This window comes from Bacillus sp. B1(2022) (genome assembly GCF_040259625.1).
In the GTDB taxonomy this organism is placed as follows: Bacteria; Bacillota; Bacilli; order Bacillales; family Bacillaceae; genus Bacillus; species Bacillus velezensis.
In genome coordinates this window covers 351,186-366,619 of sequence record NZ_JANIFO010000003.1, presented here as the reverse complement: position 1 = coordinate 366,619, position 15,434 = coordinate 351,186, and the positions used below count along the sequence as shown (strand labels likewise).

Below are 15,434 nucleotides of genomic sequence, written 5' to 3'. Positions count from 1 at the left end.
TGCTACTTCATCAGCCTGTTTTCATCCATTAAGTCAGACACTGAGCCGAGCGCGTAGCCTTTTTCTTTGATTTTTGCAATCAGTGTATCCAGGCTTTTCGCAGTCGGATCAGTCGGATGCATTAAAATCATGGCTCCGTTATGTATTTTGCTCAACACCCTTGTTTGTAAAACAGCCGGAGACGGTTTTTGCCAGTCAATGGTGTCCACGGTCCACATGATGGTGCCCATTCCTTTTTCCGCCGCAAGATCGACCACAGCTTTTCTGAAGCTGCCGCTTGGCGGCGCAAACCATTTCGGCTTTATGCCGAGCGTCTCGCTGATTTGTGCATTGGTTTTGTCAAGCTGTTCGGAAATGCTTCCTGAAGTCAGTTTGCTCATATCAGGGTGATTGTATGAATGATTTCCGATTTCATGTCCGTCTGCCGCTATTTTTTTCCCCAGCTCCTGATTGTTTTTCAGCCATTTCCCTTCAAGAAAGAAAGTTGCTTTGACCTGGTGCTGCTTCAGAATAGGCAGCATTTGCTCCACGTATTCATTTCCCCAGGCGACATTTATCAGGAAAGCGACCATCGGTTTGTCGGGATTTCCTTTATAAATGGGTTCGGGCGCGAGAGAATCAAGATGGACTTTCGGTTTTACCTGCTCATAGACAAGGCCGTCTTCGTGAAATTCTCCGTCCTTTTTCATTTGTTTATAGGATTTTTCCACATTGACTTTTAAACCGTTATATCCCGGTATACTCTTCCATATTTTATCAATCCGCGCGTCTTGCGGCTTCACTTCATACTCTGACGCTTTTTGCAGTAATTCTTCATAGAGCGGATCTTTTGATGCTGACACAGTTACAGCGTCTTTTTTCATTGCGTCTATGTAATCAACTGTATACGGATTTTTTAACATTTCAAACGAAACAAAAAAAAGAAATAAAAAAACGGCAAACGGCACGAATTTTTTCAACATGTCCTTCCCCCCTCCTCACACATTATGTATGAGGAGGACAAGGTAGAACCCGTCTGTTGTCTTTCTCAAAATAAAGAAGCCGGGTCTCCCAGGCTCCTTGTTAGGTTTTCATTTAAGATTGTTGTTGTTCCTGTTCTTTTTCTTTCTCTTCGCGCAGCACTGCTTTACGCGACAGATTCACTCGTCCCTGTTTGTCAATTTCAGTTACCTTCACAAGGATTTCGTCACCGATTTTCACAACATCCTCAACCTTGCCGACCCGTTCGAGCGCTAGTTCAGAGATGTGAACGAGACCGTCTTTTCCGCTGAAGATTTCAACGAAAGCGCCGAATTTCTCAATCCGTTTGACTTTACCGAGGTAAAGCTGGCCGACTTCGACTTCTCTGACAAGATCTTCGATGATTTTTTTCGCTTTTTGGTTGCTGCTTTCATCAGTAGAAGAAATAAAGATGGTGCCGTCTTGTTCAATGTCAATTTTAACACCGGTATCTTCAATGATTTTGTTGATTTGTTTACCGCTCGGTCCGATAACATCACGGATTTTATCCGGATTAATGTTCATCGTTAAAATTTTCGGCGCATATTGAGAAAGTTCTTTTCTTGATTCACCAAGCGTGCTGAGCATGCTGTTCAAGATTTCCATTCTTCCTTTTTTCGCCTGCTGAAGCGCTTCTTCAAGAATTTCTCTTGAAAGGCCTTCAATTTTAATGTCCATTTGCAGCGCTGTCACGCCTTTTTCCGTGCCGGCTACTTTAAAGTCCATGTCACCGAGGGCGTCTTCCATCCCTTGAATATCCGTTAATACCGTATAGTACTCGCCTGATTTCACAAGTCCCATCGCGATACCCGCAACAGGGGCTTTAATCGGAACACCTGCGTCCATCATGGCAAGCGTGCTCGCGCAAATGCTGGCCTGTGAAGTGGAACCGTTTGATTCAAGCACTTCGGATACGAGGCGGACCGTATACGGGAAGTCTTTTTCATTCGGAATGACCGGCTCAAGCGCACGCTCTCCAAGAGCACCGTGACCGATCTCACGGCGTCCCGGTCCGCGCATCGGGCCTGTCTCCCCTACGCTGAACTGCGGGAAGTTATAATGATGCATAAAGCGTTTTGATTCTTCCACGCCTAAACCGTCAAGAATCTGAACGTCCCCAAGGGCGCCTAATGTACATACGCTGAGCGCCTGCGTCTGTCCTCTCGTAAACAGCCCGGAGCCGTGCGTTCTCGGCAGAAGGCCGACTTCTGAAGAAAGCGGACGGATCTGATCAACGCCGCGGCCGTCCGGACGGACTTTTTCTTCTGTGATCAAACGGCGCACTTCGTTTTTCACAAGTTTAGACAGTGTCTGTTTCACTTTTTTAATCGTATCTTCATCATGCTCTTCTTCTTCGAATTTCGCGACAACTGCATTTTTCACTTCATTAATCGCGTCTTCGCGAGCATGTTTTTCGTGAACCTGAATGGCGCTGAGAAGATCCGGCTCCGCAAGGCTTTTTACTTTTTCGCTGAGCTCTTCGTCAATTTCATACAGTTGGATTTCTGTTTTCTCTTTGCCGACTGCTGCGACGATTTCTTCTTGGAATGCGATCAGGCGCTTAATTTCTTCGTGACCGAACATAATCGCCTCAAGCATGATTTCTTCAGGTACTTCATCCGCTCCGGCTTCCACCATGTTGATGGCGTCTTTTGTGCCTGCAACGATGAGGTTGATATCACTTTTTTCAAGCTGGTCAACCGTCGGATTGATGACGAATTTCCCGTCAATGCGGCCTACCGTCACACCCGCGATCGGGCCTTCAAACGGGATATCGGAAACGCAAAGAGCGAGTGATGAACCGAACATTGCAGCCATTTCAGATGAGCAGTCCTGATCAACACTCATGACAATGCTGATGACCTGTACTTCGTTACGGAATCCGTCTGCGAAAAGCGGGCGGATCGGACGGTCGATCAGACGGCTGGCTAAAACGGCCTTTTCACTTGGACGGCCTTCTCTTTTAATAAAACCGCCCGGAATTTTACCTACTGCGTATAATCTTTCTTCATAGTTAACGGTAAGCGGGAAAAAATCTAGCGGTTTCGGTTCTTTTGATGCGGTTGCTGTGCTGAGCACTGCAGTATCGCCGTAGCGGACCATGACAGCGCCGTTTGCCTGTTTGGCAAGCTGGCCGGCTTCTACTGTAAGCTGTCTGCCGGCCCAATCTATGGTAAAGACATGTTTCTCTTGTCCCATTCGATTACGAGCTCCTCTCTTAATGTGTGAAATAATCAATTACTCCTATTATGAACGAAATGAATTGAACATATCAATGTCAAAGTAGTATGTAAAAGGATTTCATTGTTTTTTTATCATTATTTTTTTCGCTTTAATACGATAAAAAAGCGGGAATCCTCCCGCTTTTTACGATTATCGACGTAAGCCTAGTTTGTTAATTAACTCACGGTAACGAGTTACGTCTTTATTACGCAGATACGTAAGAAGATTACGACGTTTACCTACCATTTTAAGAAGACCGCGACGTGAGTGGTGATCTTTCTTGTGAGTACGCAAATGCTCGTTCAAGTTGTTAATTGAGTCTGTTAGGATAGCGATCTGAACTTCTGGAGATCCAGTATCAGATTCGTGTGTTTTGAACTCACTGATGAGTTGATTTTTACGCTCTTGAGTAATTGCCATCCTGTTTCACCTCCATATCATAATTAGCCCCAGTTACCTAGCAACCGTCGGTGACTTCGGATTGCCAAGCAATGGTTTTAAGACTACGAAACATATGATACTAAAAATCGCGCCCATATGCAAATCTTTTAGAAGAAAATTTGTGTACTTTTGATGTTTTTTCCGTTATTTGCTGAAAAAACGGATCGCTTCTTGTTTGTCTTTCCCGATCTGAGCCGTCAGTTCTTCGATGCCGTTAAATTTCCGTTCGCTTCGGATTCGTTTGTACCACTCGATTTTAACGTCTTCTCCGTATACATCCTGCTGAAAATTAAACAAATGAACTTCAATTGACGGCTGATCGGGACGCTTTTCATAAAAGGTCGGTTTGTAGCCGATGTTGCAGACGCCTTCATACACCTCGCCTTTTATTTCGGCTTTCACTGCATACACGCCTGTCGGCGGCACGATATAGCTGTTGTGCAGGCCGACATTCGCGGTCGGAAAACCGATGGTGCGGCCTCTTTTGTCTCCGTGAATCACAGTGCCCCGGATAAAATACGGCTGGCCGAGAAGAGTGTGCGCAAGTTCAACGTCACCATCCTGCAGCGCTGACCGGATATAAGTGGAGCTGATCTTTCTGTCCTGCTCGGTCTGTTTCTCGACAGTCGTGCATCCGGCCTTGCCGTTTAAATCGTCCGGCAGCGTCTCCATCGTGCCTTTTCCGTATTTTCCGTACGTAAAATCGAAGCCTCCCACAGCGTGCCGCGCGTTTAACCCTAAAATATACTCCTCGGCAAACTGTTTTGGAGACAGAGACGCAAACGCTTCATCAAACTTTACGACATACAGCACATCAGCGCCTAAACGCCCGATCTGGCTGATTTTATCTTCAAGCGGCGTAATCAGATCCTTTGGCTCTTTGTCCCTGCCCAACACATGGGAAGGGTGGGGATGAAACGTCATAACGGCCAGCGACAGGCCTTTTTCTTCGGCAATTTGTCTGGCTGTTCCGATTACTTTCCGGTGTCCCAAATGAACGCCGTCAAAGTAGCCGAGCGCCATGACAGACGCCGGCTGCTCTTCTTTTTGTAAATGATGCGGATGAGAAATATGTATCGTCTTCACAGAACGGTCACCTTTTTTCTTATTGTTCGCTTTTTTGCATGAGCACTTTAGCCGGTTTCAGCAGTCCTTTTTTTGAAGGATGCGGCATATAAATGGCCACACATTCTCCGTCTTCAGTACAGACCGCTATACGGGCGTCAGCTGTCATTGCAGAAAATTCCGCCGGGATGTCAAACACTGACCCGTTTTCAGCTTTCTTAGCTAATGTATCACTTATGACCCATTTCGGCAAATGATTGAGCGCTCTTTCAATCGGCACGGCATGCTCTGCAACCATGCCGTCTGAAACCTGCTGTTCAAGTTCCTCAAACGTGAAACACTCATCAAGGCTGAAATCGCCGGAAGCGGTGCGGATGAGATGCGACATATGCGCGGGATAGCCGAGTTTTTCACCGATTGTCACCGCCAATGTTCTCACGTAAGTGCCCTTTGAGCACGTGACTGTAAAGCGGAATGATGCTGTGTCTTCTTTATAAGTGACAGGGGAAGTGAGCGCGATATCTTCAATCGTGATATTCCGCTTCGGCCGCTCCACTTCAATACCCGCCCTGGCGTATTCATAGAGCTTTTTCCCGTTGACCTTTACAGCGGAATACATCGGCGGCACTTGCTCCTGCGGTCCCTTCAGTTCGTCTAAAACGGCTTTGATATCCGCTTCTTTCAGCGGCTCCTTGACAGGTTTTACGCTGACCGTTTCTCCAGTCTGGTCTTCGGTCGATGTGGAGAAGCCGAGAGTGATCTCAGCATCGTACGTTTTTGACTTGTCGGTGACGTACTCAACAATCTTTGTGGCCCGTCCGACACAGATCGGCAGTACGCCTGACACTTCCGGATCAAGCGTTCCCGTATGTCCGACTTTCTTTGTTTTTAACAGTTTTCTTATTTTCATTACACAGTCGTGAGAAGTCATGCCGACCGGTTTATGTAAAGGGAGAACTCCGTTAACCATCTGTCTTTCGCTCCTTTGTTATCAATTGTATCCCGTAAAACGCAGAAAAGAGGACAGACGACACTCGCCCATCCTCTTTCCTTGTTATTCAGACGGTTTATCTGAATGCAGTTCGTGAATCAATGTTTCAATACGGTTGCCGTACTCAATTGATTCATCAAATTCAAATTCAAGCTCAGGCGTTTTGCGGAGTCTGATTCGGCTGCCGATTTCGGAACGGATAAATCCTTTCGCTTTCTCAAGCCCTTTCAGCGCCTCCTCTTTCTTTTTCTCTCCGCCGAGAACGGAGATATACACCTTCGCTATTTGTAAATCACCTGAAACACGTACGTCTGTTACAGTGAGAAATCCGATTCTCGGGTCTTTCAGCTTTCGGCTGATAATATCCCCGAGCTCTTTTTTCATCTGCTCGCCGACACGGTTTGCTCTCATACTCAATTCAATCACCTCTAAGTTAAAACCACTCTGTTCTAGTGATCGTCCGTTCTATTTCGGGAAAGGAGTCAATAAACGCGAGTACACGCTGGATCTCCTTTTCCGCCTGAACGTGAGAGGAGGAGACGACGGCGATTCCGAAGCTGGTCCGCTGCCAAGTGTCCTGATAGCCGATTTCTGCAACCGACACGTTAAACTTATTCTGAACCCTCGTTATAATCCGCTTCAGAACGGCTCGTTTCTCCTTTAATGATCCCGCATCATAAATGATGCATTCACATTCCGCAAATCCGATCACTTTCTTTCGATTTCCTGCATGACATACGCTTCAATGATGTCGCCTTCGCGAATGTCATTGTATTTCTTAATTGTAATACCACATTCATATCCTTGTGAAACTTCTTTCACATCATCTTTGAAGCGTTTCAGAACGTCTACTTCCCCTTCGAAGATGACCACGCCGTCACGGATCAGGCGGAGTCCGCTGTCACGTGTAATGTGGCCGTCTGTTACATATCCGCCGGCAATCGTGCCGATTTTCGACACTTTGAATGTTTGGCGCACTTCAACCTGACCGATGACTTTTTCTTCGTATTCAGGATCAAGCATTCCTTTCATCGCCGCTTCAATTTCTTCGATGACTTTGTAAATGATACGGTGAAGACGGATATCTACATTTTCAGCTTCAGCCGTGCTCTTAGCATTTCCGTCTGGGCGCACATTAAACCCGATAACAATTGCATTTGAAGCAGATGCGAGAATGATGTCTGATTCCGTAATCGCACCGACGCCTGTGTGAATGATTTTCACTTTTACGCCTTCTACTTCAATTTTTTGAAGAGCGGCTGTTAACGCTTCGGCTGAACCTTGAACGTCAGCTTTTACGATTAAATTGATGTCTTTGACATCGCCTTGTTTAATTTGTTCAAACAGATCATCGAGGCTCAGCTTCGCTTTGTCGCTGCGCTGTTCTTCCAGTTGCTTGGAAGCGCGTGCTTCACCGACAGAACGGGCTGTTTTTTCGTCTTTAAAGACGAGGAATTGATCGCCAGCCTGCGGTACGTCGTTTAAGCCAGTAATTTCTACAGGTGTGGACGGTCCGGCTGTTTTCACGCGGCGGCCGAGATCATTGACCATGGCCCGCACGCGGCCGAATGTATTTCCGACAACGATCGGATCTCCGACATTCAATGTTCCCGTTTGAACGAGAAGTGTCGCGACAGATCCTCTTCCTTTATCGAGCTCAGCTTCAATAACCGTTCCTTTTGCCTGACGGTTCGGATTGGCTTTCAGCTCTTCCACTTCACTGACAAGCAGAATCATTTCGACAAGCTCGTCAATTCCCTTGCCTGTAAGAGCGGACAGAGGAACGAAAATCGTTTCTCCTCCCCATGCTTCAGGAACGAGTCCGTATTCAGTCAGCTCCTGCATGACACGGTCAGGGTTCGCGCTTTCTTTATCCACTTTATTCACGGCAACGATAATCGGAACCTCAGCCGCTTTCGCATGGTTGATGGCTTCGACTGTCTGCGGCATAACGCCGTCATCAGCCGCTACAACTAAAATGGTAATATCAGTTACTTCCGCACCGCGCGCACGCATTGTTGTGAACGCCGCGTGTCCCGGAGTATCTAAGAACGTGATTTTTTTGCCGTTTTCTTCGATCTGGTAAGCCCCGATATGCTGGGTGATTCCGCCGGCTTCACCTTCAACAACTTTTGTTTTTCTGATGCTGTCAAGGAGGGTCGTTTTCCCGTGGTCAACGTGGCCCATGATCGTCACGACAGGCGGACGGATTTGAAGATCTTCTTCTTTGTCAGCCTCTTCATATTTTTCAAGCTCAGTTTCTTCAAGCACAATCACTTCTTCTGTTTCTACACCGTATTCAGATGCGATCAGTTCGATTGTGTCTTTGTCAAGCTCCTGGTTAATGGTAGCCATTACGCCCAGAAGCATCAGTTTTTTAATGAGTTCAGACGGCTCTTTGCCCAGTTCCTCGGCTAAAGCTCCGACTGTTAAAGAGCCGGAAAACGTAATTTTCTCAGGAAGCTCTTTTTTCGGCTTCAGCGGTTTTTGCTGATACTGATTTTTGTTGTTATGATTGCGTTTGTTTTTGTTTTTGTTGTTGTTGTTATTCTTCTTGTTTTTGTTAAATTGATTATTCTGCACGTCATTCTTCTTTCCGTCTCGAATTTTGTTTGGTTGATTCCCAGCAGGCTGCTGATTAATCCCTTGCGGCTTGTTTTTGTTCGTTTCCGCAGGCTTCTGAGATGTAACGCCGGCGCCGCCTTTTTTAAATTTCGCATCAAGCTGCTTAATGGTCTTTTCTTCAAGCATTGCCATATGGTTATTTACTACTATATCCATGTTTTTCAGCGCAGTCAAAATTTCCTTGCTTGAAACATTGATGGCTTTTGCATATTCGTAAACTCTCATTTTAGCCATTCGTTCACCCCCAAAAATATTAATCGAGCAAGCTGATCAGCTTATTCGCAAAACCTTGGTCAGTGACGGCGACAACGACACGTGATTCCTTGCCGATAGAGCGGCCGAGATCAGCGCGGCTTTCGACTTTTTTATAAGGCACTTTATAATAATTGCATTTATCGGATACTTTTTTTGCAGTATTCGCAGATGCATCTTCTGTCAGCAGAACAAGTTTTGCACGCGCATTTCTAATTTCTTTTATAACCAAGTCCTCGCCCGACACGACCTTACGAGCTCGATTGGCCAGACCCAGCAAGGGAAACCATTCCATTCCAGACATGTTATTTTTTCACCTTTTCCGCCAGTTCCAGCAATTCTTCGAAAATCTGGTCATCGATTTGTGATTGAAATTGATTTTGCAATGTGTTTTTCTTTTTCGCAGCTAAGATGCATTCTTTCTCAAGGGTGATATAGGCACCCCGTCCGTTCTTCTTTCCCGTCGGATCGACTGAAATCTCTCCTTCTTTAGAACGGACAATTCGGATCAGTTCCTTTTTAGGCTTCATTTCCCCCGTTACCACGCATTTGCGCAGAGGAATTTTTTTTCGCTTATTCACCTAAAGTCACCTCTTATTCATCCGATTCGGCTGTTTCAGGCTCCATAAAGAGCGGCTCTAAATCGTCATCTTCTTCATGCTCTCTCGGATAGATGCCAAGGTCTCTTGCATCCGTTTCACTTTTGATATCGATTTTCCAGCCTGTCAGTTTCGCAGCTAAGCGGGCGTTTTGCCCTCTTTTTCCGATTGCCAGAGAAAGCTGGTAATCAGGAACGATGACAGTCGTGGCTTTTTCTTCTTCGCTGACGATGACATCCAGCACTTTAGACGGGCTGAGCGCATTGGCAACAAATTCAACCGGATCATCAGACCAGTTGACGATATCAATTTTTTCGCCTTTCAGTTCATTGACGATCGCCTGCACGCGCTGGCCTTTAGGACCGACGCATGAACCGACCGGATCAACGTCAGGATCATCAGTGCGGACGGAGATTTTAGAGCGGTCGCCCGCTTCTCTGGCAACGGATTTCAGTTCGACCGTTCCGTCATAAATTTCCGGCACTTCGATTTCAAAAAGACGCTTCAACAGACCAGGATGCGTTCTTGATACATAGATCTGCGGCCCTTTTGTCGTTTTTTCGACCTTTGTGATAAATACTTTAATCCGATCGTGCGGTTTATAGCTCTCATTCGGCATTTGTTCATTGACGGGCAGCAGCGCTTCAATCTTGCCGAGAGACACGTAAATAAACTTGCTGTCTAAGCGCTGTACAATTCCCGTCATGATGTCTTCTTCACGATCGATAAATTCTGAGTAAATCACGCCGCGCTCAGCTTCACGGACACGCTGCGTCACCACTTGTTTCGCCGTCTGCGCAGCAATGCGGCCGAAGTCTTTCGGCGTTACTTCTATTTCAACGACATCTCCGACAAGGTAGTTCGGATGGATGTGCTGGGCGTCGTCAAGCGAGATTTCAAGTCTTGAATCGTATACCTCGTCTACGACATCCTTTCTTGCGAACACGCGGATCGTGCCCGTCTCACGGTTCAGATCGACCCGTACGTTTTGCGCCTGATTAAAATTTCGCTTATACGCGGAAATTAAGGCAGCTTCAATTGCTTCGATGATAATGTCTTTACTGATGCCTTTTTCTTTTTCAAGAATAGTGAGAGCATCTAATAGTTCACTGCTCATGTTAGCGGTCTCCCCCCTTAAACACTAATACTTCATTCATTAAAATGTTACAGCTAATCTTGCGTTAGCTATTTTTTCATACGGAATATTGACCCGTTTCTTTCTTGTTTTGACCGTCATCTCTATTGTAACAGTTTGTCCATCGAATTCAGCCAATTTGCCTTCAAACACTTTTAAACCGTCAATCGGTTCGTACGTTTTCATGTACACATTTTTGCCCAGTGATTTTTCGAAGTCGGCTTTTTTCTTTAATGGACGCTCGGCTCCAGGAGAAGATACTTCAAGAAAGTAGTTCTGGGTGATCGGATCGGCCTCATCCAGCTTTTCGCTTAACGCTTCGCTGACTTTGGCGCACTCCTCAATATCAACACCGTTCTCGGAATCAATAAACACGCGAAGGAACCAGTTTTGACCCTCTTTGACAAATTCAATGTCTACGAGTTCAAGCTGAAGGTCATCCAGTATGGGCTGAGCCATTTCTTGAACGGTATCAGTCACTTTTTTGCTCATGTTTTTCCTCCTTGTGCTGTCGATATCATATCAGCCGTTCCTCTGCATAAAAACCCTGCTTCAAAAGAGCAGGGGCATTGAGAAAACGATGGACATGTCGAGGCAAAATTGCCTGTTCAATACAAAAGAGCGGGTTTCCCCACTCTTTGCCTCGGTAATCGTTAGCATTTCCAATAAAACTATACCATAACCATATATTTAATGCAAATCAAACTCCGCTCGGAGGCTGTGCACAAAGCTTAAAACAGAGACAGCTGATTTTGGTCCGGAAGCGACTCAAGACAGCCGTGACGGTCTAAATACTCTAAAATGGTTTTTGACACTTTTCCGCGTTTTTGAAGATCCTCTTTTGAAAGGAACTCCCCTTCCTTCCGCGCTTTCACAATATTGAGAGCGGCGTTGGTTCCGAGTCCCGGAATTGAGTTGAACGGCGGGATGAGACTGTTGCCGTCAATGATAAATTCCGAAGCGCTCGAACGGTATAGATCGACCTTCTGGAAGGAATAGCCGCGCTCACACATTTCAAGCGCAAGCTCTAACACGGTAAGGAGGTTTTTCTCCTTCGGCGAAGCATCAAGCCCTTTAGAGCTGATATCATCCATCACCGCTCTGATGGCAGTCGAGCCTTTAATCATTGTATCAATGTCAAAGTCATCTGCGCGGACGGTAAAATACGCAGCATAATATAAAAGCGCGTGATGCACTTTAAAGTATGCAATCCGCACCGCCATCAGCACGTATGCGGCGGCGTGGGCTTTCGGGAACATGTATTTGATTTTTTTGCATGAATCAATATACCAGTTCGGCACATTGTTCTTTTTCATTTCTTCTTCCCATTCCGGCGTCAGGCCTTTGCCTTTACGGACGAATTCCATGATTTTAAAGGCCAGTGAAGGCTCAAGGCCCTGATAGATCAAGTAAACCATAATGTCATCACGGCAGCCGATCACTTCGCTAAGTTCACACGTATTGTTGTGTATCAGTTCCTGCGCATTGCCGAGCCATACGTCCGTTCCGTGAGAAAGCCCGGAAATCTGGACAAGCTCGGAGAACGTCGTCGGCTTCGTATCCTCAAGCATCTGCCGCACAAATCGCGTCCCGAATTCAGGAATGCCGAGCGTCCCCGTTTTACAGCCGATCTGCTCTTCAGTGACGCCGAGCGATTCTGTGCCTTGGAAAATCTTCATAACTTCCGGATCATCTGTCGGAATCGTCTTCGGATCAATTCCGCTTAAATCCTGGAGCATCCGGATGACGGTCGGATCATCGTGCCCCAATATATCAAGCTTCAGCAGGTTGTCATGAATGGAGTGGAAGTCAAAATGAGTCGTTTTCCATTCAGACCCCGTCGCATCTGCCGGGAATTGTATCGGTGAAAAATCGTAAATATCCATGTAATCCGGGACAACGATAATCCCCCCCGGGTGCTGGCCGGTCGTTCTCTTAACGCCGGTGCAGCCTTGCACCAGACGGTCGATCTCCGCGCCGCGCATGTGTAGGTTGTGATCGCCCGCATAGCCTTTCACATATCCGTAAGCCGTCTTTTCCGCGACGGTGCCGATCGTTCCCGCGCGATACACGTTATCTTCACCGAACAATACTTTCGTGTAGTTATGGGCATGCGGCTGATACTCACCTGAGAAGTTCAAGTCGATATCGGGTACTTTGTCACCTTTAAAGCCTAAGAACGTTTCAAACGGGATATCATGTCCGTCCTTTTTCAAAGGTGTACCGCAAGACGGGCAGCTTTTATCCGGAAGGTCAAAACCGGAACCGACTGATCCGTCATTAAAGAATTCGGAATATCGGCAGCTCGGGCACACGTAGTGCGGAGCGAGCGGGTTCACTTCAGTAATTTCCGTTAAGGTCGCCACAAGCGATGAACCGACGGACCCCCGGGAGCCGACGAGATAACCGTCATCCAGAGACCGTTTTACAAGCTTATGAGAGATGAGATAAATAACGGCGAATCCATGACCGATGATACTTTTTAATTCTTTTTCTATTCTCGCTTCCACAATTTCGGGAAGCTCTTCACCGTAAATGCTTCTTGCGCGCTGATAGCTCATTTCACGGATTTCTTCATCGGCCCCGTCAATTTTCGGCGTGTACAGATCGTCTTTGATCGGTTTGATCTCATCGATCATCGAAGCGACTTTCTGCGTATTGTCAACCACGATTTCTTTCGCTTTTTCCGCACCGAGGAAGGAGAAAGCCTCCAGCATTTCATCTGTCGTTCTGAAGTGCACTTTAGGCAGTTCGTGTCTGTTTAACGGGTTGGCGCCGCCTTGGGAAGATATTAAGATCTTCCGGTAAATTTTATCCTCATCGTTTAAATAGTGGACATTTCCCGTAGCCACGACCGGCTTATTCAATTTTTCTCCGAGCTTTGTAATGTTGGCGATGATTTCTTTCAGCGCTTTTTCATCCCGGACGAGCTCAAGCTGCAGAAGGTGTCTGTATACTTCCGGCGGCTGCACTTCAAGATAATCATAGAAGGATGCGATATCTTCAACCTCTTCAGGAGATTTTTGCATCATGCCTTCAAAGACCTCACCCCTGTCACAGGCAGAGCCGATTAACAGACCTTCTCTGTATTTATTAAGCTGCGACCTCGGAATGCGCGGCACTCTGTAGAAATATTGAATATGAGAAATGGACACGAGCTTAAACAGATTTTTAAGGCCGGTCTCATTCACGGCAAGCAATGTAGCGTGATAAGGCCTTGATCTCTGATAAGCATTGGATTGTCCCATATTCTCATTCAGCTGATCATGATAAAAAATGTCTTTTTCAGCGGCATCTTTGAGCATTTTCAACAGCAGGTAGCCCGTTGCTTCAGCGTCAAAAACCGCTCGGTGATGCTGGGTTAATTCGATATCAAACTTCTTACATAACGTATTTAAGCGGTGATTTTTAAACTCAGGATACAGGAAACGCGCGAGTTCCAGCGTATCAATGACCGGATTTTTCGCTTTTTCCGTTTTCAAAAGACGCTTGTACGCCACATTTAAAAATCCCATATCAAAGCTGGCGTTATGAGCCACAAGCACGTCATCGCCGATCCATTCTTTAAAATCCCGGACGACGTCAACGACATCGGGAGCGTCGCGGACCATGTCGTCCGTAATCCCGGTAAGCTCTATCGTCGTTGCTGACAGCGGATGGTGCGGATTGGCGAACGCTTCGAATTTATCGATAATTTCTCCGCCTCTTATTTTGACTGCGGCAAGCTCAATGATGGTGTCATACACTGCGGACAGACCTGTCGTTTCAACGTCAAAGACAACGTATGTGTCTTCTTCCAGGAGACGGTGAGCTGGATTGTATGCGATCGGAACGCCGTCATCTACGATATTGGCTTCCATTCCGTAAATCATTTTAATGCCGTGTTTTTTCGCGGCGGAATAGGCATCCGGGAAAGACTGCACAACGGCATGATCAGTTAACGCAATCGCTTCATGTCCCCATTTTTTCGCCTGTTCGACAAGCTTTCCGATGCCCGTTACAGCATCCATTTGGCTCATCGGAGAATGCAGATGAAGCTCAACCCGTTTTTCGCCTTCAGGAGCGGTGTCTTCACGGGTTTTGGCTTTTATTTCATTCACGTCATTTGCAATCATGACGAGGTCTCTAACGAATGTATCGTTTTGAATGCTTCCCCGCGCCTTCACCCACATGCCTTTTTTCAGCGTTTTCATCAAAGCGGCGTCTTCTTTTTCTCTGGCGAACATTTTTACTAAAATGCTGTTTGTATAGTCCGTGATTTTGAAAATACAGAGCGTGCGTCCGCTTTTCAGCTCGCGTGTTTCAGCATCAAACACAAACCCCTGCACCGTAATTCTTCTTTCTTCATCCATGATGCTGTCAAGCGTCCGGATTTCTTCGTTCTCTTTAATTTGATAGCCGATGACAAGCGGTCCGGACGGTGCCTGATCCTCATCGCCCTCTTTTTCCTTCTTCTCCATCTCGATAAGCGCCTGCATCGCCCGCTCCTGATCTTCAGCAAGCTTTTGCTCGCGGAATTTCTGGACTTCTTGGTCAGATACGAAAATTTCGGTATCCAGCTGAAGTTCCGGAAAGCCGAATTGGCGGTAGCTGTGCTGAATCAGTGCGCTGTATTTATTTTTGAGCGCAGATGCTTCTGTATCTGTTTTTGTTTTCACGATCAGTTTGTTTCCCCTGAGCTTCGGCTTCTGCTGATTCAAAAGAGCCACCATCGGCGGCGAAGTTCCTTCAAGCTCTTCAATACAGCGTGTCCAATAATCCTGTACAAGCTCCTCTGTCACTGTAGGGTCGATGACCTGAACAGACGATGTGACACGGGCGATGTGAGCAAACGATTGTGTTAACCTCATCATGAATGAATCATATATTTGATACGGCAAAAGAGCCTTAAAGCGAAATTGGAAATGCCAGGCTTTTTCTGCTTTATGGATTGTCAGTTTATCAATCTCTCCGTCTTCAAAGTATGTCATGAAGGTATCATCTGTCATATTAAGCTGCTGCAGAAGAATCTGAAACTGTCTTCTGTTTACTGATAACTGTTCCATTCAGACAGTATCCCTCCCTTAAAACATCATAAGTGAAGGTACCTCCGCAGGTGATGAGG

Annotated in this window: 13 protein-coding genes; all 13 read right to left on the bottom strand. The window is 46.4% G+C overall.

The window, feature by feature from the left end:
• Positions 1 to 2: 2 nt before the first annotated feature.
• The 13 genes from NQS30_RS07950 to NQS30_RS07890 all read right to left on the bottom strand — a co-directional run bounded on the left by NQS30_RS07950 (position 3) and on the right by NQS30_RS07890 (position 15,375).
• A complete protein-coding gene (locus tag NQS30_RS07950; RefSeq protein ID WP_012117569.1) occupies positions 3 to 962 on the bottom strand; it encodes a polysaccharide deacetylase family protein in 960 nt (319 codons plus the stop codon).
• Positions 963 to 1,074: 112 nt separating this feature from the next.
• Positions 1,075 to 3,198 (bottom strand): polyribonucleotide nucleotidyltransferase, encoded by a 2,124-nt coding sequence (gene pnp, locus NQS30_RS07945; RefSeq protein ID WP_015239868.1) that lies wholly within the window; start codon positions 3,196 to 3,198, stop codon positions 1,075 to 1,077.
• A gap of 174 nt (positions 3,199 to 3,372) precedes the next feature.
• Complete coding sequence (gene rpsO, locus NQS30_RS07940; RefSeq protein ID WP_003154182.1) at positions 3,373 to 3,642, bottom strand: 30S ribosomal protein S15; 270 nt, start codon at positions 3,640 to 3,642, stop codon at positions 3,373 to 3,375.
• Positions 3,643 to 3,807: 165 nt separating this feature from the next.
• A complete protein-coding gene (gene ribF / locus NQS30_RS07935; RefSeq protein ID WP_064107826.1) occupies positions 3,808 to 4,749 on the bottom strand; it encodes a bifunctional riboflavin kinase/FAD synthetase in 942 nt (313 codons plus the stop codon).
• Between the two features lie 19 nt (positions 4,750 to 4,768).
• The gene (gene truB, locus NQS30_RS07930; RefSeq protein ID WP_218791634.1) at positions 4,769 to 5,698 is read right to left on the bottom strand and encodes a tRNA pseudouridine(55) synthase TruB; all 930 of its coding nucleotides are present in this window, start codon (positions 5,696 to 5,698) and stop codon (positions 4,769 to 4,771) included.
• A gap of 84 nt (positions 5,699 to 5,782) precedes the next feature.
• On the bottom strand, positions 5,783 to 6,136 hold the full coding sequence (rbfA, locus tag NQS30_RS07925; RefSeq protein WP_003154185.1) for a 30S ribosome-binding factor RbfA: 354 nt from the start codon (positions 6,134 to 6,136) through the stop codon (positions 5,783 to 5,785).
• A gap of 16 nt (positions 6,137 to 6,152) precedes the next feature.
• The gene (locus NQS30_RS07920) at positions 6,153 to 6,431 is read right to left on the bottom strand and encodes a DUF503 domain-containing protein (protein ID WP_052827431.1); all 279 of its coding nucleotides are present in this window, start codon (positions 6,429 to 6,431) and stop codon (positions 6,153 to 6,155) included.
• Positions 6,428 to 8,578, bottom strand: coding sequence for a translation initiation factor IF-2 (infB, locus tag NQS30_RS07915; RefSeq protein ID WP_007611462.1), 2,151 nt, complete (start codon positions 8,576 to 8,578; stop codon positions 6,428 to 6,430). The genes NQS30_RS07920 and infB overlap by 4 nt, the downstream gene beginning before the upstream one ends.
• 19 nt (positions 8,579 to 8,597) lie before the next feature.
• Positions 8,598 to 8,900 carry a YlxQ family RNA-binding protein gene (locus NQS30_RS07910; RefSeq protein WP_003154192.1) on the bottom strand — a complete coding sequence of 101 codons (303 nt, stop codon included), beginning with the start codon at positions 8,898 to 8,900 and terminating at the stop codon, positions 8,598 to 8,600.
• A 1-nt stretch (position 8,901) separates the two neighbouring features.
• Positions 8,902 to 9,177, bottom strand: a complete 276-nt coding sequence (gene rulR / locus NQS30_RS07905; RefSeq protein WP_003154193.1) for a glucose-induced regulator RulR — start codon at positions 9,175 to 9,177, stop codon at positions 8,902 to 8,904.
• A gap of 13 nt (positions 9,178 to 9,190) precedes the next feature.
• A complete protein-coding gene (gene nusA / locus NQS30_RS07900) occupies positions 9,191 to 10,312 on the bottom strand; it encodes a transcription termination factor NusA (protein ID WP_003154195.1) in 1,122 nt (373 codons plus the stop codon).
• A 39-nt stretch (positions 10,313 to 10,351) separates the two neighbouring features.
• Positions 10,352 to 10,822: a ribosome maturation factor RimP gene (rimP, locus tag NQS30_RS07895; RefSeq protein WP_007409801.1), complete on the bottom strand. Its 471-nt coding sequence runs from the start codon at positions 10,820 to 10,822 to the stop codon at positions 10,352 to 10,354.
• Between the two features lie 239 nt (positions 10,823 to 11,061).
• On the bottom strand, positions 11,062 to 15,375 hold the full coding sequence (locus tag NQS30_RS07890) for a PolC-type DNA polymerase III (RefSeq protein WP_085341995.1): 4,314 nt from the start codon (positions 15,373 to 15,375) through the stop codon (positions 11,062 to 11,064).
• Positions 15,376 to 15,434: the final 59 nt, after the last annotated feature.